Origin of the sequence: Nocardia sp. NPDC023733 (genome assembly GCF_040639775.1) — a bacterium.
Lineage (GTDB): Bacteria > Actinomycetota > Actinomycetes > Mycobacteriales > Mycobacteriaceae > Nocardia > Nocardia rosealba.
This window is the reverse complement of the sequence record NZ_JBFAAN010000002.1, coordinates 125,197-145,821: the sequence shown is the minus strand read 5'-3', so window position 1 is coordinate 145,821 and position 20,625 is coordinate 125,197. Positions and strand designations below refer to the sequence as shown.

Sequence of the window (20,625 nt, the reverse complement as noted above, 5' to 3'; positions counted from 1 at the left end):
GAGCTTAACGACCGGTGTCCCCGTCACCCTCCGGCAGGTCCGGCTCCACCACCTCGGCGTCGACGATGTCGTCGGTCGGTGGGGTCGTCGAGCCGGGGGCGGCGATGCTCACTTCGGGTTCGTCGTCGATGTCCTCGACGAGTTCGGCGTCGACTTCCACGGCCGGTTCGGCGGGGTATTCGTGGTCGTCGTCGGCGTAGTCGTGATCGTCGGCGTAGTCGTCGTCGCGATCGTCGTGCTCGCCTTCGTCGTCCTCGTAGTAGTAGTAGTCGTCGTCCTCGTCGTAGGAGTAGTCGTCGTATTCGACGGCCGGTGCGAGGAAGCGGCGGGCGAAGACCATGCCGACGAAGCCGCCGAAACCGAACCAGGTGACCATCAGCACGACCAGCATCAACAGATCGGGCCCCACCCAACCGACGGCGCCGAGCTGACCGCTGCTCAGGATCGACAGGATCAGGAAGGTGAGGGTCGACAGGCCGGCACAGGTGAGCGTCGCCCACGGCGCACCGGGGCGATCGTCGCTCGTACGGCCGAGTTCCACACCGCCGAGCACGCCGACGGCCAGCGGCACGAGCAGCAGCACCGGCCACCACGCGGAGGCGGGACCGGTGGGCAGCGGGATCAACGCGGGCACCGGCGGCACCTGCCCGGCGCTCACACCGAACAACCCCACCGACCCGATCCCGAACTGCACCGCGGCGCCGCTGAGCATCCCGGCGGCGCCGACGATCACGTTCGGCAGGTAGAGCAGCGAGAGCAGGGTCATCCCGAGCACATCGGTCACATCGTGTGCCTGCTGATACGTCTCGCCGACGCGGGACAGGTGCGTGCAGAACGAGATCACGGTCGCCAGCGCCGCGCAGCCGAGCATGCGCAGCACGGTGCGGCGGGCGGCGCGCGCACCGAGTACCGCCCACTCCGGGATATCAACGGGGAGGTGCGCACACAGCGAATCCCAGGCGCGGGCGCAGATCCCGGCGGCAGCCGCGGCCAGGTACAGCACCAGCACCCAGCCGAAAGCGGTGAGGACACCGGGCGGTTCGAGTGGCGTGACGCCCGCGGCATCACCGACAACGGCCAGGCACACCGAAGTCATGACGAGCGGCCCGGCGAGTACGGCGGCGGTGAGCCAGCCCAGGTCGACCGGCGTCGGTCGGTCCGGCACGGCCCGTGCGCATTCGCGGGCGGACAGCCACACCAGCACGACGGTCGGCACCAGCGGCAGCAGACCGAGGGTGGTCCGGCCGACAGTGAGCGGAATCTGATGGGCCGCAAGCCAGGTCGCCGCGACCGCGCCCGGCGCACTGGTGAGCTCGGTGCCCGAGGTGAGCATCACCAGCAGCACCACGACGATCATGGCCGTCAGCGCGCAGATCGTCGGCCGGGCGGCGACGAGCAGCAGGGTCCGCGCCCGGTCCGGTGGCAGCGACCACCAGGCGTGTTCCGGGCCGGAGGGTGCGGCGGTAGTCTCCCCGCCGCGTGACCCGGAGGTCCGGCGCACGAGGGCGTTACGGGAGCTCATGACAATTCAGCGTGGCAGCTTCCCCGGCGAGCGCGGGTCAGGCGCGCCGCGAGCCCACAGGCACACCTGTGGGCTCGCGATCGAAACCTGGGGCCACAACCAGCCGTCGGTTTTCTTACTTCTGGTCGTCGCTGGGACGGAACGCGGTGGTCGCGTCGGCCGCCGGGTCGGCGTTCTGCTCGCCACCGAACGGCTGGCTCTGCCCGGGCTGCGGGGCCGAACCCTGCTGCGCACCACCGTAATTGGGCGCACCGAACGGCTGACCACCCGGCTGACCGGTCGGCTGGCCGCCGAAGGTCTGGGTGGCGCTCTCATCGGGACGCGGCTGCGCCTGCGGAGCCCCACCGTAGGACTGCTGCTGCTGCGGCGCGGCGCCGTACTGCTGGCCGTACGGCGACTGCTGCTGCGGCTGACCGTAACCCTGCTGCTGACCCTGCTGGCCGTAGGACGGCTGCTGTGCCTGCGGCATCGACGGCGAGCTCTGCTGACCGTAGGGCGACTGCGTGGGGTACTGCCCACCGGTCGAGGCCTGGCCGTAACCACCCTGACCGAAGGACTGCTGCTGACCCGGCTGGCCGTATCCCTGCTGGCCGTAACCCTGCTGGCCGTACTGGCCGTACTGGCCCGGCTGCTGCGGCTGCGCGGGCTTGGGCGCCGGCGGCTTGATGATGCCGAGCTGGAACAGCAGCGCGACCACGAGCAGAACGGTCACGATGAAGGCGAAGACCGAGACGACGAAGGCGCCCCACTGCAGTTCCGCGCTCTCGATGCTGATGAGCGCCACCACGACGCCCACGAATCCGGCCGCGGCGAGAGCGACGGCCACGGGGAGGTTGTTCAGCTTGGGCAGCAGCGACAGACCGGCCACGATCGCGGCGGCCAGGATCAGCGCCGCGTAACCGCCCGCACTGGAATCGAACATGCTGCTGGTCTCGGTTTTCGCCCCGAGGGAGAAACCGATGAACGGCGCGAAGCCGAGCAGGAAGGTGACAACACCGAGTCCGGCGCCCGCGGCGGTGAGAATGAAGGGCAGCCCCTTGGCGCCACCGTCGTCCACGGACGCAGCCGCGGCGGCTCCGGTGCTCGGGCCCTGTGTGGGCGCGGCGGGTGTCGCGGGTGCGTTGTACCCGGAGCCCCCTGTCGGGTAGGACATGTCGTCGTCTCCTTGTCGAGTCGTGCGCATCGGTCGCGTCGAACTGACTGGTGCCTGATCCGATACCTGACGCTACTGCACGCCACGCCCGCGGTCATCACCTACCGATGCAGGCTGTGGATAAACCACCGCCTGTGGATGAATCGACGAAGGCCGCCCAGGCTAAACCTGAAAGCGGCCTTCGACAATGTGATTTGCGGGTCAGGCAGAGGCGATGGACGCCTTCTCCAGGATCTCGCGAGCGAGCGCGGCGGTGGCGGACGGCGTCTTGCCGACCTTCACACCCGCTGCCTCGAGCGCTTCCTGCTTGGCCTGCGCGGTGCCACCACCACTGGACACGATCGCGCCCGCGTGGCCCATGGTCTTGCCCTCGGGGGCGGTGAAGCCCGCGACGTAGCCGACGACCGGCTTGGTCACGTTGGCCTTGATGTAGGCCGCGGCACGCTCTTCGGCGTCGCCACCGATCTCGCCGATCATCACGATGATCTTGGTCTCGGGGTCCTTCTCGAACGCCTCGATGGCGTCGATGTGGGTGGTGCCGATGACCGGGTCGCCGCCGATGCCGATCGCGGTGGAGAAACCGAAATCGCGCAGCTCGTACATCATCTGGTAGGTCAGCGTGCCCGACTTCGACACCAGGCCGATCGGGCCCTTGCCGGTGATGTTGTTCGGGGTGATGCCGACCAGCGCCTCACCGGGGGTGATGATGCCGGGGCAGTTCGGGCCGATGATGCGGGTCTTCTCGCCCTTTTCGACGTTGTAGGCCCACGCGTAGGCGGAGTCCTGCACCGGGATGCCCTCGGTGATGACCACGAGCAGCGGGATCTCCGCGTCGATGGCCTCGATGATGGCGTCCTTCGAGAAGGCCGGGGGCACGAACGCGATGGAGGTGTCGGCGCCGGTCTTCTCCATGGCCTCGGCCACCGAAGCGAACACGGGCAGCTCGATCTCGTTGCCGTCTTTGTCGGTGTGCTTGACCGTGGTACCGGCCTTGCGCGCGTTGACGCCACCGACGACGTTGGTGCCCGCCTTCAGCATCAGCGCGGTGTGCTTGGTGCCCTCGCCGCCGGTGATGCCCTGGACGATGACCTTGTTGTCCTTGTTCAGGAAGATGGACATGTTCGCTGTTCCTTACTTCGCTGCGGCGAGTTCGGCAGCCTTGTCGGCGCCCTCGTCCATGGTCTGGGCCAGCGTCACCAGCGGGTGGTTGGCCTCGGCGAGGATGCGGCGACCCTCTTCGACGTTGTTGCCGTCCAGGCGAACGACCAGCGGCTTGGTGGCCGCGTCACCGAGCACCTCCAGCGCGCCGACGATGCCGTTGGCCACGGCGTCGCACGCGGTGATGCCACCGAAGACGTTGACGAACACGCTCTTGACCTGCGCGTCACCGAGGATCACGTCCAGCCCCGCGGCCATCACGGAAGCCGAAGCGCCGCCGCCGATGTCGAGGAAGTTGGCCGGCTTCACGCCGCCGTGGTTCTCGCCCGCGTAGGCGACGACGTCCAGGGTCGACATGACCAGACCGGCGCCGTTGCCGATGATGCCGACCTCACCGTCGAGCTTGACGTAGTTGAGGTCGTTCTCCTTGGCCTTGAGCTCGAGCGGGTCGGTCGCGTCGACGTCGGCGAACTCGAGGTGGCCGGGCTGACGGAACTCGGCGTTCTCGTCCAGGGTGACCTTGCCGTCGAGGGCGAGGATCTCGTCGTTCGGGGTGCGCACCAGCGGGTTGACCTCGACCAGGGTGGTGTCTTCCTTGGTGAAGACCTCCCACAGCTTCTGGATGGTCACGGCCGCGGCGTCGAGCACCTCGGCGGGCAGGTGGCCCTTCTCCGCGATCTCGCGGGCGAAGGTCAGGTCGACACCCTTCACGGCGTCGACGGGGATCTTGGCCAGACGCTCGGGGGTCTTCTCCGCGACCTCTTCGATCTCCATGCCGCCCTCGACCGAACACATGGCCAGGTAGGTGCGGTTGGAGCGGTCGAGCAGGAAGGAGATGTAGTACTCCTCCGCGATGTCCTTGGCCTCGGCGACCAGGAGCTTCTTGACGATGTGGCCCTTGATGTCGAGGCCGAGGATGTTCTGCGCGTGGGTGAACGCGTCTTCCGGGGTGGCGGCGTACTTCACGCCACCCGCCTTGCCGCGACCGCCTACCTTGACCTGCGCCTTGACCATGACCGGCTTGCCGATTTCCTCGGCAATGGCGCGTGCTTCTTCGGCCGTGTCGCAAACACGACCCTCGGACGAAGGCACTCCGTGCTTAACGAAGAGCTCCTTCGCCTGATATTCGAAGAGATCCATGTACTCACCGTCTCGTCTGCGTTGCTATGACAACGTCTTTGTTGGCGGCCCGACTTGCCGTAGCGACTGGTTGCAGGTCGCTCGAGGGGTCAGCTAGCGGGTCGGTCGGACTCTAACTAGTCACGGGGAGGGCTAAACGACCACATTCATCCTAAGTGGCGCAGGTCACGACGGGTGCGGGGAGGTCACCAAAACCGCTGGCCAAGGCTACTGGTGAGTAGTTTTTCGGTGCCGTGGCAGGTCGGAACACCTAAAGGGGGAACACCCCGCCATCTACTACGTTATGTCGTCGATCGACCTCACCCGAAGTGTCGCGAATCGGTGAGTTATTCTGCAGCAATACGGTGACGAATCTCACAGACAAGTGTAGGTTCTCGACCAGCGCTTGCCACTCTGCAATCGCTTCGTTACCGTCAATGCGGTCGATGTCACAACCAGGTCACGACAACCAGGTCACGACTGGCAGGTCAGGACTGAGGAGGACGACAAGCTTGAGGAACGTCAGGCGTAGCCGATGAACCACCGCTCCACCTTCCCAGTTGAAGATCGCAACAGCTCAGGCCGCCGTTACCGGTACGCCGACGAGTTCACCTCGCACCCGCGCAGCCCCCGCGCCGCCGCGCCACAGCCGCAGCAGCCCGCCTGGCCGAGCACCGATTCCTGGCACACCGAGAACTCCTGGTCCGGGAACGACGCCTGGTCCGACAACGCCGCGTGGACGCCCGCCGAGGACGAATGGACCGCCGACGAGTCGGGCTCCTACGACTCCGGCACCTACGAAACAGACTGGGCGCCCGCCGAACCCGAGACCCCGGCACCCGAACCGCGTCGCGCCGAGCGGCGTGGCGGTGCCCACCGCGTGCCCGCACCGCCCACCGCGCTGAAGGGCCGCGCCGCCGTCATCGCCGTCGCCGCGGGCGCGGTCGTCGCGGCCGGCCAGGCCGCCATGGCCTCCCCGCAGCAGGCCGACTCCGGCGTCGACTACGAAGCCGCGGGTCAGATCCACGAGATCGCCGCCCAATCGATGAGCACCACCGAGGTCGCCGACCACGTCACCGGCTCGTCGCCGCAGGTACTCGACGCCACCGCCGTGGCCGACATGAGCCACTTCGACGACATCCTCGCCAAGGGCCAGAAGTTCGCCGAAGACCTGGCCGCCCAGGAGTCCGCCAAGCTGCGACCCCTGTTCGCCAAATTCACCACCGGTAACTACACCTCCGGGTTCGGCGCCCGCTGGGGCGTGCAGCACCTCGGCATCGACGTGGCGGGTCCGATCGGCACCCCGATCTACGCGGTCGCCGACGGCACCGTCATCGAAGCGGGCCCCGCCTCCGGTTTCGGCATGTGGGTGCGCATCCTGCACGACGACGGCACCGTCACCATCTACGGTCACATCGACACCGCGACGGTCTCGCAGGGTGAACGGGTGATGGCGGGCGACCAGATCGCCACCATGGGCAACCGCGGCTTCTCCACCGGCCCGCACGTGCACTTCGAGGTGTGGCAGAACGGCACCGACAAGATCGACCCCATCCCGTGGCTCGCCACCCGTGGTATCAGCCTGGGCGCCCAGCGCGACTGAGGACGGGTGACCAGCAGCACGGTTCCGCTTTCCCGTTAGCGGGGTAGCGTTTTCGTATGGCTGGTACGACGAAGTACACGCAGTTCATTGCCCTGCCACCGGAATCGGTGTGGGCGGTGCTTGGGGATCTCACGCAGTGGCCGGAATGGAATCCGGGCGTGCGTGCGGTGCGGATGCACGGGCCTGTCGCCGTCGGTGCGACCGGTGACTATGTGCCCAACGGGAAACTCGCCTCGCGCGTGCACGAGCGGTTCGGCGCCCCGTTCACCGTGACAACTCTTGTGCCCGAACGTGAGCTGACCATCGAGCAGCCCGAGCCCGCCGGAAGCATGGTGCTCACCTGGCGGCTCGAACCGCGCGCTGGTGGAACCGAGGTCACTCAGGAACTGCGCTTCAGCGGTGTGTCCGCAGCGGCGATGCGGGCGGCGGCCGGACCGTTCATCGAAACCGGAGCCCGCGTGAACTTCTCGCGCCTGGCCCGGCTCGCCGGCCTCGTCCCGGCCGACGACGCCCTGAACGTGGTGATCGCCGGTGGCACCGGAGCGCTCGGCGTGCAGATCGCCGCCGACCTCACCTGCCGTGGTCAGCGCGTCACCCTGCTCACCCGGCGCCGCAACCCCGGAATACCGTTCCGGCAGACCGAATGGGACGGCCGCTCGGTCGGTGCCTGGGCCGCCGAACTCCGCGAACCCGGCCGGATCGCGGTCGTCAACCTGGCGGGCAAACTCGTCGACTGCAGGCCGACCGAACGCAATATCGCCGAACTGCGCAGCAGCCGCGTCGATTCCACCACGGCACTGGTCGCCGCCGCCCGCACCCGTGACACCCCGGTCGACTACTGGGTGCAGGCCAGCACCACCGCCATCTGGTCGGACGCGGGCGAAACGCGCTGCACGGAAACAACACCCGTGCCCGAAGGGCTGCCGCAGATGACCGGCGTCGCCGAGCCGTGGGAGCAGGCATTCGACCCGGCCCAGGCCGCGCACTGGACCATCCTGCGCACATCCATCGTGCTCGATCCGGACGCCCCAGCCCTAAAACGCCTGAGCCAGCTCACCAAGGCCGGGCTCGGCGGACGGGTCGGCCCCGGCGACCAATGGTTCAGCTGGATCCACATCGAGGACTGGCTGCGCATCGTGCGGGCCTGCATCGGACTCGACCCCGAGGTGAGCATCCCCGACGGCATCCTGGTGGCCGCCACCGAGAACCCGGTCCGCAATGCCGAACTCATGGCGACGCTGCGCCGACTCCTGCATCGCCCGGCGGCCCCGCCGACACCAAAAGCGATCCTGTCGGTGGGCGCCGTGGTGCTGCGCTCGGATCCGGCACTCGGTCTCACCGGCCGCCACGCCACCTCGGAGGTGCTGCCGAAGACCGGCTTCACCTTCCAGTACCCCACCCTCGACGAGGCCCTCACCGACCTACTGCCCCGCACCCCCGCGAATTGAGCGTGCCGTCGGGGAGCTCGACTGTTGGCAGTCGGGCTCACGTCGGACCGTGAGGGCGGGGAGGTGGTTCAGTGGGTTGGCCGCCAATTCACAACTTGACGATGGTTCGGCTGAATTGGGGGATCAAGCGGATCTTTCCGGCGGTGCCGAAGTCGATGGTGACGGTCGCCAGTGGGCCGACGCCGTCGGCGGCGACCACCCGGCCCAGGCCGTACTTGTCGTCGGTGACCCGATCGCCCACGGCGAGAACGAGATCGGTGTTGTTGCGCTTCACCGCACCGCCGGGCGCCGGCCTGCGGGTGCCGGTGCCGCCGCGCACGCCCGGCCGCTGGTCCCAGCCGTCGCCACGCGTCCAGTCCCGATCGAACCCGCTGTCCTCGCCGCGCCTGCGACCACGTTGCACCGGCGACACCACCGGTTCGAGCCTGCGCCAATCCAGCAGATGCTGCGGAATCTCCTGCAGGAACCGCGATTCCGGGTTCGACACCGGCTGCCCCCAGCCCGACCGAACCACGGCTCGTGACAGGTACAGCCGCTGACGGGCGCGGGTGATGCCCACGTACGCGAGCCTGCGTTCCTCGGCCAGCTCGTTCGGATCGCCGAGCGCCCGCATGTGCGGGAACTGGCCGTCCTCCCAGCCGGTGACGAAAACGACCGGGAATTCCAGGCCCTTTGCGGTGTGCAGGGTCATCATGGTGACCACCCCGGAGCCCTCGTCCGGGATCTGATCGGTATCGGCGACCAGTGACACCCGTTCGAGGAACGCCGCGAGCGAACCGGGTTCGGGTTCACCGTCGCCCACCTCGGGCAGCAGGCCCTCCTCGCGCGCGGCCTCGGCGTTGTTGAACGCCTCGGAACTGAATTCGCGGGCGACGCTGACCAATTCGTTGAGGTTGTCCAGCCGCGCGCCGTCCTGCGGGTCGTCGGAGGCCTCGAGTTCGGCGCGGTAGCCGGTGCGGTCGAGTACCGCGTCGACCACATTGCCGACATCGGGGTACTCGCTGTCGGCGCGCTGTCCGGCCGCCCGGATCTCGTCGAGCAGGTCGAGGAAACCGGCGATGGCCCGCTGCGCACGGGTATTGAGCAGCGCCACTTTGCCGTCGGCCGCGTCGCGCAGGGCCGCCGCGAAACCGATGTCGCGCTGCTCTGCGTGCACCGCGACACAGGCTTCGGCACGGTCGCCGATCCCACGGCGCGGGGTGTTGAGGATGCGGCGCAGGCTCACGGCGTCGTCGGGGTTCTCCAGCACGCGCAGGTAGGCCACCACATCGCGCACTTCCTTGCGCTCGTAGAAGCGGACCCCGCCGACCACCTTGTACGGCAGCCCCATGCGGATGAAGATCTCTTCCAGCGCACGCGAATTGTTGTTGGTGCGGTAGAACACCGCCACATCGCCGTAGGTGGCCTCGCCCGCGTCGACCAACCGGTCGATTTCCTTCGCGACGAACGATGCCTCGTCGTGTTCGTTGTCGGCGACGTAGCCGGTGATGAGCTCGCCCTCACCGGAATCGGTCCACAGCTTCTTCTCACGCCTGCCCTCGTTGCGGGCGATCACGGCGTTGGCCGCCGACAGGATGTGCTGGGTGGAGCGGTAGTTCTGCTCCAGCAGAATGGTTTCGGCGTCGGGGAAATCGCGTTCGAATTCCTCGATATTGCGGATGGTCGCACCGCGGAAGGCGTAGATGGACTGGTCGGCGTCGCCGACGACGCACAGCTCGCCGGGCGGTACCTGCTCGTCGCCGGAATCGCCGTGGTGGCCGACGAGTTCGCGCACCAGCACGTACTGGGCGTGGTTGGTGTCCTGGTACTCGTCGACGAGAACGTGCCGGAACCGGCGCCGGTAGTACTCGGCCACCTGCGGGTGGTTCTGCAGCAGCGCGACCGTCTCACCGATCAGATCGTCGAAATCGAGGGCATTGGCCGCGCGCAGCCGCTTCTGGTATTCGCCGTACACGCGGGCGACCAGTGCGGGCAGTTCGGTGTCGTCGGCCTCGGCGTCGCGGGCGGCTTGTTCGGGCCCGATCAATTCGTTCTTCAAATTGGAGATGGCCGTCGACAGCAGCCGCGCCGAATATTTTTTGGTGTCGATGTCGAAATCCCGGCTGATCATCGTGAGCAATCGGCGCGAATCGTCGGCATCGTAGATGGAGAAATTCGAATTCAGACCCGGCAGCAAAGCCGCCTGCATGCGAAGAATGCGCACACAGCTGGAATGGAAAGTCGATACCCACATGCTCGCGGCGCGCGGACCGACGAGCCCGGCCACCCGCTCCCGCATCTCGGCAGCAGCCTTGTTGGTGAATGTGATCGCCAGGATCTGCCCGGTCTGCACTCCGCGCGCGGCGAGCAGGTAGGCGATGCGGCGGGTGAGCACGGCCGTTTTGCCCGAGCCCGCTCCCGCCACGATCAGCAGCGGCGAACCGGCGTGCACCACGGCGGCGCGCTGCTGCGGGTTGAGCCCGTCGAGCAGCCGCTCGGTTTCCTCGGCGCGACGCTGTTCGCGCTCCTTGCGGCGCTGTTCCTGCTCGGCGCTGTGCCGGGCCGCCGCCTCGGCAAGACCGCTGCGAGCCACACCACCGCCACCGCCGTCACCCTGCGGTGCGGCGGTGCTGTCTGGTGCCGCGACCGGGGTGTTCGGCGCGGTGGACGATGTTTCGTCTGCGGAGGGAGCGACCGTGATATCCATCGTCTGTCCACGCTACCGGCGGGCACCGACAAGCGGCCAACCGCCGTCGGCGCGGCCACCGGCCGGCAAACCGCGGGTGAACCGGATGACGACGGGTGTCGTACCCACCCGTGTGAATGTTCTCAGCGGATTCACAAACACAACTGTTTTGCATACCTACCGACCCGTGGCAGACTGGGCCGCGTGGTCAGCGCCGCTTCGCCTGTCCGGATCGGCAATCGATCCGATATCGTGGCGGCAGGCGCCCAGCCGGAAAGTTTTTCAGGGTGAAGGAACAGATCGGTAACACGACGTCCGTATCGACCGATCCCAGTTCTGACACGAGGAGATGAATGATGAGCACCCCTGCTACAACCGCCGGGTCAGAGGCGGCACTGCCGCAATCGGAGGCGGAGATCGAGAAGCTTCGCCTCGAAATCGACGAACTCGACGCCACCATCCTCGCCGCGATCAAACGCCGGAGCGAAATTTCGCGGATCATCGGGCGCACCCGGATGGCCTCTGGGGGGCCCCGGCTGGTGCACAGCCGTGAGATGAAAGTGCTCGAACGCTTCAGTGAGCTCGGCCAGGAGGGTCACACCCTCGCCATGCTCCTGCTCCGCCTCGGTCGCGGACGTCTCGGCCGCTAGGCCGAACTCGAACCACGCGGCGGTCGTCCAGATCGCCGCTCACGAAAAGCCGCCCCGGGTGCGACAACATCCCCGGGGCGGTTATTTTTTTCGCTCAGGTGAGGGCGATGTACTTCGTGTCCAGGTATTCCTCGATGCCCTCGGTCCCGCCCTCGCGGCCGAAGCCCGACTCCTTGACGCCGCCGAAGGGCGCGGCCGGGTCGGAGATGACACCCCGGTTCACGCCGACCATGCCGGTCTCCATCGCCTCCGACACCCGAAGCGCACGATCCAGGTCGCGGGTGTAGACGTAGCTGACCAGCCCGTATTGCGTGTCGTTGGCGGCGGCGACGCCCTCCTCCTCGGTGTCGAAGGCGACGATCGGCGCGACCGGACCGAACACCTCCTCGCGCAGGATGCGGGCGGCGGGCGGAACTTCGGCGAGCACGGTGGCCGGGTAGAACCAGCCCGGCCCAACCGGGGTCTCCCCGCCGAGCAACAGCTTCGCGCCGGTATTCACCGCGTCGTCGACGAGTTCGGCGACGGTCTCGCGCTGCTCGGCGCTCACCAGCGGGCCGAGCGTCGTCGACGCGTCCGTCCCCGGCCCGAGCACCACCGATTCGGTCATCGCCGCCACCAGCTTCTCGGTGAATTCCGCGACGACACCGCGCTGCACGTGGAACCGGTTGGCGGCCGTGCACGCCTCCCCGCCGTTGCGCAGTTTCGCCTGCATGGCACCGGCCACCGCGCTGTCGATGTCGGCGTCGTCGAACACCACGAAGGGCGCGTTGCCGCCCAGTTCCATGGAGGTGCGCAGCAGCCGGTTCGCCGACGACGAGACCAGCTTCTTACCCACCTCGGTCGACCCGGTGAAGGTGAGCTTGCGCAGGCGCGGATCGTCGATCAGCGGGCCCGTGACGGCACCGGAACGGCTGGTTGTGACGACCGACAGCACACCGTCGGGCAGCCCGGCCTCGCTGCACAGGCGGGCCAGCGCGAGCATGGTCAGCGGCGTCGCCGACGCGGGCTTGACGATCATCGTGCAGCCGGCCGCCAGCGCCGGACCGATCTTGCGGGTGCCCATGGCCAGCGGGAAATTCCACGGCGTGATCGCCAGGCACGGGCCAACCGGTTGTTTGGCGACCATGATCCGCCCTGTGCCCGACGGCGCGTGCAGATACCGCCCGTGCACCCGCACCGCTTCCTCGCTGAACCACCGGAAGAACTCGGCGCCGTAGCGCACCTCGTTGCGGCTCTCCCCGAGCGCCTTGCCCATCTCGAGCGTCATCAGCAACGCGAACTCCTCGGCCCGCGCCGTGAGCTCGGTGAACACCGCCCGCAGGATCTCGCCGCGTTCCCGCGACGGCGTCTGCGCCCACTCCCGCCCGGCCACCACCGCCGCGTCGAGCGCCCGCATCGCGTCCTCGGGCGTCGCATCCGCCACCTCGGTGATCACCGACCCGTCGGCCGGATTGTGCACGGGAAATGTGGCCCCGCCCGTAGCCTCCACCGGCCCCGACCCGATCCACAAACCCTTTGGTACGAACTCGATCACATCCCGTTCAGAAACCATGCCCCCACCCTATGCCGACCCCCCGGCCGAGAAGCCGCCAAACGCCACACGAATAACCCGGAAGGACCACCCGAACCCACCCTCGGCCACCAACTCGAATGCCGCCATAACCGCATCCCCAGCCCCGTACATCCCGACCTCGGGGAGGGATCGCCGACGAAGTCGGCGGTTCGCGGCCGTCCCGACGATCAGGTGCCGTGGCGTACGCGACGAAGGAGCAAGCAACGGCGCCTGATCGTCGGGACCGGCGGGGCCGCGAACTCGAGCGCGCCAGCGCTCCGACAACACAGTACGCTCGGCGGGGTGAGCAGCGACATCACCGCGTCGGCGGCCTGGCAGGCACTGCAAACCAATCACCGCACTGTCGCACCTCTGCATCTGCGGCAGTTGTTCGCCGAGGATCCGGCGCGCGGCCGGGAGTTGACCGTGCAGGTCGCCGATCTACACATCGACTACAGCAAACATCGCGTGACCCGCGAAACCCTGCGTCTGCTGGTGGATCTCGCGCGCGCGGCCGGTGTGCCGCAGCGACGCGACGAGATGTATTCCGGCAAGCACATCAATACCTCCGAGGACCGCGCGGTGGGGCATATCGCGTTGCGCCTGCCGGTGGGCGAGCAGCTCGACATCGACGGCACCGACGCCGATGCCGCCGTGCACGACGTGCTGCGCCGGATGGGCGAGTTCGCCGATTCGGTGCGCTCGGGTGCGTGGCGCGGGGCGACCGGTGAGCGCATCACCACGGTGGTCAATATCGGTATCGGTGGCTCGGATCTGGGGCCGGACATGGTGTATCGCGCGTTGCGGCACTATGCCGATCCGGAGATCGAGGCCCGGTTCGTGTCGAATGTCGACCCGGCCGATCTGGTGTCCAAGCTGGCGGGGCTCGATCCGGCGCGCACATTGTTCATCGTCGCGTCGAAGACGTTCTCCACCTTGGAGACCCTCACCAATGCGACGGCGGCGCGGCGCTGGCTGGTCGCGGCGCTCGGTGAGAACGCGGTGGCCAAGCATTTCGTCGCGGTGTCGACGAACGCGGAGCGGGTGGCGGCGTTCGGTATCGACACCGCGCACATGTTCGGTTTCTGGGATTGGGTCGGCGGCCGCTACTCGGTGGATTCGGCGATCGGTCTCTCGGTGATGGTGACCATCGGCAAGGAACGGTTCGGCGAGTTCCTCAGCGGAATGCACGCGGTCGACCGGCATTTCGCGTCGCAGCCGTTGGAGTCGAACGGTCCGGTGCTGTTGGCGATGCTCGGCGTCTGGTATTCGAACTTCTTCGGTGCGGAATCGCGTGTGGTGCTGCCGTATTCGAACGATATGGCGCGGTTCCCCGCGTATCTGCAGCAGCTGACGATGGAGTCCAACGGCAAATCGGTGCGTGCCGACGGCACTCCGGTCACGTCGTCGACGGGTGAGATCTTCTGGGGTGAGCCGGGTACCAACGGCCAGCACGCCTTCTATCAGCTGCTGCATCAGGGCACCCGGTTGATTCCGGCCGATTTCGTCGGTTTCGCCCGGTCGACCGACGACCTGCCGACCCGCGACGGCACCGGCAGCATGCAGGACATCCTGATGAGCAACCTGTTGGCGCAGACCAAGGTGCTCGCGTTCGGCAAGACCGCCGAAGAGATCGCGGCCGAGGGCACCGATCCGAAGTTGGTGCCGCACAAGGTGATGCCCGGCAATCGGCCGAGCACCACGATCATGGCGCCGGAGCTCACGCCGTCGACGATGGGTCAGCTGATCGCGCTGTACGAGCACCAGGTGTTCGTCGAGGGAATCATCTGGGGCATCGACAGTTTCGATCAGTGGGGTGTGGAGCTCGGCAAGCAGCAGGCGCTGGCCCTGACGCCGTTGCTGAGCGGTCCGGAAGAGCCCGAGTCGGTGGGTGACTCGTCGACCGACGCGCTCATCGAGTGGTATCGCGCGCGGCGGCGCTGACCTCGCTCGCGGCGCGGATCCGGCTGGTCACGCTGGTGGTGACGATGGCGAGCAGCGTGCCGAGGACCACCAGGTCGAACACGATCTGCACCATAGTGACGATGCGTGCGCCTTGGCCGACGGCGTGGATGTCGCCGTAACCGACGGTCCCGAGGGTGACCAGCGTGTAATACAGTGCGTCGGTTCGGGTCTCGAGCCCGGCGAACTGGTTCGGACGTAGTTGCTCCATGCGGTAGTAGACGAGCGCGAACACCACGCACACGATGCACAGCACGAGCAGCACCCCATCGACCCGCTCGCCCAACGCGGTCGACTCCTCGAGGAGGTGCTCGATCCGCCGCCACACGAGCCAGCCGAGTCCGGCCACGCTCGCGACGAACACGACGACCCCTACGACCCGCCCCGGCCACGAGTCGAGTGCGAACACCCACCCCACCGGCACGCTGTAGTACAGCGCCAGCGCGCAGGCCGCTGCCGCGCCGTTGCGGACCGCGTGCACGGGGACTCGTCGCTTCATCAGTCCATGATTGCGCCGAGTCCGCCGCTTTCCGCGCGACACACGCCCGGCGTGCCGCCGCAACCGGGGGTGCCGCCCCGCGAACGGGGGGTACCGCCCCGCGAACGGGATACCGCCCCGCGAACGGGGCACCTCGGCGCGGACGAGTGCAGCCGAGAGGGGTCGGCGGCGGTCAGTCCAGGGCGTATCCACGGCCCGCCGCGATCAGGACCCGATCCGCGCGGCTTCGGGTGGCGGCGATGAGGTCGGCATTGCGCAGGTCGCTGTCCATCACTTTCACCCGCGCCTCATCCTCGGTGCGCCCGCCTTCGACGTGCCGGTCGAGCAGGCGTTCGGTGAGCACCTGCCGTGGCGCGTCGAGATACCAGCATTCGTCGAGCAGTCCGCGTACCGGCGCCCAACCCGGTGCGTCGGTGAGCAGCAGGTAGTTCCCCTCGACGACGACCACGCGCTCGTCGCGCACCACCACACCGCCCTCGGTCGGTTCGTCGACGGCCCGGTCGAACAGCGGCCACGGCACCGGTTCGCCGATGGGTGTCTCCCGCAGCAGGCGAAGATCGGTGACGAACGCGGCCGCGTCGAACGTGTCGGGCTCGCCCTTGCGTGCCAGCGCACCCCTGGCTCTCAGCACGTCGTTGCGCAGGTGATAGCCGTCCATCGGCGCAACGACCGCAGGTCGCCCGAGACGATTCAGCTCGTGGCAAAGACGCTGTGCGAGCGTCGATTTACCAGCTCCCGGCGGGCCCGCGATACCGAGGAGAAACCGGTCCGCGCACGGCGGCACCAGCCCGGCGAGGTCGCCTGCCGTCAACACATCGTCCGCTCGAGCCACGCCGTCACGGTACCGCCAGCCCGGCCATGCGAAGGACCGGCCGGAGCCGGCTCAGTGCGTATCGACGAACCCTCGCTCGAGAATCGCACCGGTATCGACACCGACCGGCAGGGTGCCGTAAGCGATCCCCCAGTCGCCGCTCAGCCGGGTCGCGCAGAACGCATCGGCGACGGCGGGATGACCGTGGCGTACCAACTGCGCGCCCTGCAGCACCAGCGCCATCAACTCGACCACCCGGCGCGCCCGGTATTCGATATCGGACAGGTCGGTGAGTTCCTTGCCGACCCGGTCGATGGCGTCGTCGAGACGCGGGTCCGCGCCACGAGCCAGACCGACCTCGGCGAAGTAGGCCTCGACGGTCTCCGGCTGACGCCCCATGGCGCGCAGGGCATCCAGCGCAGCCACATTGCCCGACCCCTCCCAGATCGACATGAGCGGCGCCTCCCGGTACAGACGCGGCATCCCCGATTCCTCGGCATACCCGTTGCCGCCGAGGCATTCCAGCGCTTCGGCGGCATGCGCGGGGGCCCGCTTGCACACCCAGTACTTGGTGATGGCCAGCGCGATCCGGCGCAGCGCCGCCTCGGCCGGGTCGCTGCCCGCGCGGTCGGTGGCCCCGGCCAGACGCATCATCACGGTGGTCGCCGCGTCGGATTCGACGATCAGGTCGGCCAGCACGTTGCGCATGGCGGGCTGGTCGATCAGCTTCGCGCCGAACGCTTCTCGATGCCTGGCGTGATGCACGGCGGTGACCGCACCGACCCGCATGCCGGTGGCCGAGCCGATCACGCAGTCGAGCCGGGTCATATTGACCATCTCGATGATCGTCTTCACCCCGGCACCCTCGGCGCCGACGAGCCACCCGGTGGCGTTCTCGTATTCGATCTCGGAGGAGGCGTTCGACTTGTTGCCGAGCTTGTCCTTGAGCCGCTGGATCCGGATCGGGTTGCGGGTGCCGTCGGGCAGCACGCGCGGCAGCAGGAAGCACGACAACCCGCCCGGCGCCTGCGCGAGGGTGAGGAACATGTCCGACATGGGCGCCGAGGTGAACCACTTGTGCCCGACGATGCGGTACGACCCGTCCGATTGCGGTGTGGCGGTGGTGGTGTTGGCGCGCACGTCCGAGCCGCCCTGCTTCTCGGTCATCGACATGCCCGCGATCAGCCCTGCTTTCGTGGCGGGCTCACGCAATCCGAAATCGTAGGTGCGCGAGCCGAGCAGCGGCTCGAAGCGGGCGGCGAGTTCGGGGTTGTGGCGCAGCGCGGGAACCACCGCGTAGGTCATCGAGATGGGACACATGTGCCCGGCGTCGGCCACACCCCAGGTGTAGAACTTGGCCGCGCGGGCGGTGTGCGCACCGGGGCGCTCGTCGAGCCACGGTGAGCCGTGCAGGCCGTGCGTCACCGCCACATTCATCAGGTCGTGCCAGTGCGGATGGAACTCGACCTCGTCGACACGGTGTCCCCACCGGTCGTGGGTGTGCAGCACCGGCGGGTACTCGTTGGCCAGCCTGCCCCACTCCTGTGCGGCGAAACCGCCTGCGAGAGCGCCGAGTTCACGTACCTCCGCCTCAGCCCAGCCCGCACCCTCCCGGTGCAGGCCCTCGACGAGCGCGGGATTACGCGAGGCGTCGAAGGGGACGAGCGGTGGTACCTGATTGAACACGTCATGGGTGATCACGGCGGAACTCCTTAGGGCTACAACGATTCCGGGCGCGCACCGAGCGCGCGAACGGCGAAAGCGACCAGTTCGGGAACGACGGACTCGGCGGGCGGGGCCGTGGCGAGGGGCCCGACGAGCACCTCGCCGATGGCGCCGACGAGCGCGGCGGCGGACATGTGCGAATCCTGCGGCGGCAGTGCGCCTTCGGCGACGCCGTGGGTGATGGCCGCTTCGAACGAGGCGGTGAAGGCGCGGCGGAATTCCAGGCGTTGCACGTCGACGGCGGCGTCGACGGGCTCGGCCAGCAGCACGTAGGCGAGTTTCGGGTTCTTGAGCGCACGCCCGGCGAAGGTCTCCACGGCCGCGCTGACCCGCTGCACCACGTCGCCCTCGGCGACCGCCGCGCGCACCGCGGCGACCTCGCGGGCGACGACCTTCTCGAACACGGCCGACACCAGCGCGGCCTTGTTCTCGAACTGCTTGTACACCGTGCCGGTGGCGATACCCGCCTCCGCTGCTACCGCGGCCATCGACAAGCCGGCGAACCCGTCGCGCGAGAGCACGGCCGTCGCACCCTGCACGATCAGCGCTCGTTGCGCGTCGAGCCGGGCCTGCACGGCGGGCGTCCTCCGGTACACCATACGAAGAAGTGAACCACCGATTCACCTCTTCACACAAGGGTGGGTTTCGTCGTATGGTCGAGCAATGAGCTCAGGTCCCGCGTCCGATTCGGTACGTGTCGAGAAGGCGGGGCCCGTCACCACGGTGATCCTGAACCGTCCCCACGCCCGCAACGCCGTCGACGGGCCGACGGCCCGCGCCCTGGCCGACGCTTTCCGCGCGTTCGACGCCGACCCCACCGCCTCGGTGGCGGTGCTGTGGGGCGAGCACGGCACGTTCTGCGCCGGCGCCGATCTGAAATCGCTCGGCACCGACCGCAGCAACCAGGCGACGCACGACGGTGACGGACCGATGGGACCCACCAGGATGCGACTGTCCAAACCGGTGATCGCGGCGGTGTCCGGGCACGCGGTAGCCGGTGGGCTCGAGCTGGCGCTGTGGTGTGACCTGCGGGTGGCCGAACAGGACGCCGTGTTCGGCGTGTTCTGCCGCCGTTGGGGAGTACCGCTCATCGATGGCGGCACGGTGCGGCTGCCGCGCATCGTCGGCGAGGGGCGGGCACTGGACATGATTCTCACCGGCCGGCCGGTGAGCGCGGCCGAAGCGTTGCAGATGGGGCTGGTCACCCGCGTGGTTCCCACCGGGGATGCGCGTCGGGTGGCCGAGGAGCTGGCCGGGCAACTCGCGGCGCTCCCGCAGACCTGCCTGCGTTCCGACCGCGAATCCGTGTACGACCAGGTCGGTCATTCCGAGGACGAGGCGCTGCGCATCGAATTCGCGCACGGTGTCAAGGCTCTCGCCGATGGTGCGCTCGAGGGTGCGGCCCGCTTCGCCGCGGGCGCGGGCAGGCACGGCGCCGCCTCCACGTCGTAATGGACCGCCTGACCGTCGTCGACGAGATCTTCCTGCGTACCCATCGGGGAATGGGCACGCCGATCGCCCTGCAGGGACTGTGGCGAACACCGGACACGATGGGTCCGGCTCTGCTGCGACAGATCCACCACGAGCTGAGTCATGGTCCGCTGGGCCGCAGAGTCGTCCGCGTCCGCGTTCCCGGCGCCCGACGTGCCTGGCAACCCACCGTCCGCGCCCACCCGCTCGACTACCTCGCGGCCGATGCCGACCGCACTCCCCTGCGTGAGGGGGAAATCCTGCCGTGGGCGGATACGCTCGGCGCCGACCTCGATCCCGAGTTCTTCCCCGGTTGGCGGTTGTCAGCGGCGCCTCTGGCAGACGGCGGAACCGTTGTCGCCCTGACCTGTTCGCACGCCCTCGCCGACGCACGCGGACTGATCCACGCCGTCGCGCTGGCCTTGCGATCGCTGAACGGCACACCTACGGAACATGTGTCGACTGCGGTCGCCTCCACCGCACGAGACCGGCGCCGCGAACGGTCCGCGGACGAGGCCCGTTCGGACTGGGCCGATGCTCGGACGCAGTGGGCCACGGTGCTCGGCGGGACCGCGCGCGCACTGCGCAACGGTGTTCCCCGACCGCCCGAGACCATCGTTCCCGCGGCGGCTCCAGGTCGCACCGTCCGCAGCTCCCTGCTGGCTTTCGACGCGGGACGATGGGATTCCGTCGCAGCGGAAGCCGGTGGCACACCGAACAGCCTGTTCATCTATCTGGTCGCGAACATTCTGTGGGAGAACGGCTTCGGTGCCGACACCATCACCGCGAGCCTGCCGGTGGACACCCGCGACGAACCGCGCGTGGACAACGATCTCGCCGTGACCGAGATCCGGATCGACCGCGCCGACACCCCGGAGACGATTCGCGTCAAAGCCCGCGACGCCTATCTGCGCCGCATGTCGGCGCCCGCCGGGCTGCCCGAAGAAATCCTGCAGGTACTCCCTGATCGCTTGGCGTACAAGCTCAGCAAAGGTGCTGGTGAGCGCGACATCCTGTGCTCCAATATCGGCACAATGCCCGACGCCCTGCGCACTGTCGGCCCGCACGAATGCACCCGCGTGGCCGCCCGCGCGATCCATCCGGGCATCACGGATTTTCCACGTACTCGCCTCTCCGGTTACCTCTCCCGTCTGGCCGACACCTACACGCTGGCGCTCGTCAGCTTGGACACATACGAATCACTCACCGCTGCAGCGAATCTCGTGCTGTCGAAGGCCGGGTTGTCCGCCGAGCCCTGGTGAGATCGCATGGCCTCCGGGTCGCAGCA

At 68.2% G+C, this 20,625-nt stretch carries 16 protein-coding genes; 6 read left to right on the top strand and 10 right to left on the bottom strand.

Translation table 11 applies throughout. The features are described 5' to 3' along the window. Positions 1-4: 4 nt before the first annotated feature. The 4 genes from AB0F86_RS12035 to sucC all read right to left on the bottom strand — a co-directional run bounded on the left by AB0F86_RS12035 (position 5) and on the right by sucC (position 4,973). A complete protein-coding gene (locus tag AB0F86_RS12035; RefSeq protein ID WP_356985874.1) occupies positions 5-1,522 on the bottom strand; it encodes a DUF6350 family protein in 1,518 nt (505 codons plus the stop codon). 115 nt (positions 1,523-1,637) lie between these two features. Next, positions 1,638-2,675: a DUF5336 domain-containing protein gene (locus AB0F86_RS12030; protein ID WP_356985875.1), complete on the bottom strand. Its 1,038-nt coding sequence runs from the start codon at positions 2,673-2,675 to the stop codon at positions 1,638-1,640. A 201-nt stretch (positions 2,676-2,876) separates the two neighbouring features. Beyond that, entirely contained in the window at positions 2,877-3,794 is a 918-nt protein-coding gene (sucD, locus tag AB0F86_RS12025; RefSeq protein WP_067485390.1) for a succinate--CoA ligase subunit alpha, read from the bottom strand. Between the two features lie 12 nt (positions 3,795-3,806). Continuing rightward, complete coding sequence (sucC, locus tag AB0F86_RS12020; RefSeq protein WP_067485387.1) at positions 3,807-4,973, bottom strand: ADP-forming succinate--CoA ligase subunit beta; 1,167 nt, start codon at positions 4,971-4,973, stop codon at positions 3,807-3,809. 514 nt (positions 4,974-5,487) lie between these two features. On the opposite strand from sucC, the gene AB0F86_RS12015 reads away from it, so the two are divergent. Both AB0F86_RS12015 and AB0F86_RS12010 read left to right on the top strand, forming a co-directional pair. Further along, the gene (locus tag AB0F86_RS12015) at positions 5,488-6,555 is read left to right on the top strand and encodes a M23 family metallopeptidase (protein WP_225278639.1); all 1,068 of its coding nucleotides are present in this window, start codon (positions 5,488-5,490) and stop codon (positions 6,553-6,555) included. Positions 6,556-6,611: 56 nt separating this feature from the next. Continuing rightward, positions 6,612-8,003, top strand: a complete 1,392-nt coding sequence (locus tag AB0F86_RS12010; protein ID WP_356985876.1) for a DUF1731 domain-containing protein — start codon at positions 6,612-6,614, stop codon at positions 8,001-8,003. A gap of 88 nt (positions 8,004-8,091) precedes the next feature. On the opposite strand, the gene pcrA is transcribed toward AB0F86_RS12010, so the two are convergent. Then, on the bottom strand, positions 8,092-10,689 hold the full coding sequence (pcrA, locus tag AB0F86_RS12005; RefSeq protein WP_225278637.1) for a DNA helicase PcrA: 2,598 nt from the start codon (positions 10,687-10,689) through the stop codon (positions 8,092-8,094). A 335-nt stretch (positions 10,690-11,024) separates the two neighbouring features. Here pcrA and AB0F86_RS12000 point away from each other — a divergent pair, with 335 nt between their 5' ends. After that, positions 11,025-11,318 (top strand): chorismate mutase, encoded by a 294-nt coding sequence (locus AB0F86_RS12000; RefSeq protein ID WP_133733847.1) that lies wholly within the window; start codon positions 11,025-11,027, stop codon positions 11,316-11,318. A 94-nt stretch (positions 11,319-11,412) separates the two neighbouring features. Here the strand turns inward: AB0F86_RS12000 and AB0F86_RS11995 are convergent, their stop codons facing one another. Beyond that, positions 11,413-12,870, bottom strand: a complete 1,458-nt coding sequence (locus tag AB0F86_RS11995) for an NAD-dependent succinate-semialdehyde dehydrogenase (protein ID WP_356985877.1) — start codon at positions 12,868-12,870, stop codon at positions 11,413-11,415. A gap of 303 nt (positions 12,871-13,173) precedes the next feature. On the opposite strand from AB0F86_RS11995, the gene pgi reads away from it, so the two are divergent. Beyond that, entirely contained in the window at positions 13,174-14,814 is a 1,641-nt protein-coding gene (pgi, locus tag AB0F86_RS11990) for a glucose-6-phosphate isomerase (protein ID WP_225278635.1), read from the top strand. On the opposite strand, the gene AB0F86_RS11985 is transcribed toward pgi, so the two are convergent. The 4 genes from AB0F86_RS11985 to AB0F86_RS11970 form a co-directional block, all read right to left on the bottom strand. Continuing rightward, complete coding sequence (locus AB0F86_RS11985; RefSeq protein ID WP_356985878.1) at positions 14,783-15,331, bottom strand: potassium channel family protein; 549 nt, start codon at positions 15,329-15,331, stop codon at positions 14,783-14,785. The genes pgi and AB0F86_RS11985 overlap by 32 nt on opposite strands. A 172-nt stretch (positions 15,332-15,503) precedes the next feature. Beyond that, positions 15,504-16,163, bottom strand: coding sequence for a nucleoside/nucleotide kinase family protein (locus AB0F86_RS11980; RefSeq protein WP_356985879.1), 660 nt, complete (start codon positions 16,161-16,163; stop codon positions 15,504-15,506). A gap of 51 nt (positions 16,164-16,214) precedes the next feature. After that, positions 16,215-17,843, bottom strand: a complete 1,629-nt coding sequence (locus AB0F86_RS11975; protein ID WP_356985880.1) for an acyl-CoA dehydrogenase family protein — start codon at positions 17,841-17,843, stop codon at positions 16,215-16,217. 17 nt (positions 17,844-17,860) lie between these two features. Then, the gene (locus AB0F86_RS11970; RefSeq protein WP_356985881.1) at positions 17,861-18,466 is read right to left on the bottom strand and encodes a TetR/AcrR family transcriptional regulator; all 606 of its coding nucleotides are present in this window, start codon (positions 18,464-18,466) and stop codon (positions 17,861-17,863) included. Between the two features lie 64 nt (positions 18,467-18,530). On the opposite strand from AB0F86_RS11970, the gene AB0F86_RS11965 reads away from it, so the two are divergent. Both AB0F86_RS11965 and AB0F86_RS11960 read left to right on the top strand, forming a co-directional pair. Beyond that, complete coding sequence (locus AB0F86_RS11965) at positions 18,531-19,319, top strand: crotonase/enoyl-CoA hydratase family protein (protein WP_356985882.1); 789 nt, start codon at positions 18,531-18,533, stop codon at positions 19,317-19,319. Continuing rightward, positions 19,319-20,599 carry a hypothetical protein gene (locus AB0F86_RS11960; protein WP_356985883.1) on the top strand — a complete coding sequence of 427 codons (1,281 nt, stop codon included), beginning with the start codon at positions 19,319-19,321 and terminating at the stop codon, positions 20,597-20,599. The genes AB0F86_RS11965 and AB0F86_RS11960 overlap by 1 nt, the downstream gene beginning before the upstream one ends. The last annotated feature ends 26 nt before the right edge of the window (positions 20,600-20,625 follow it).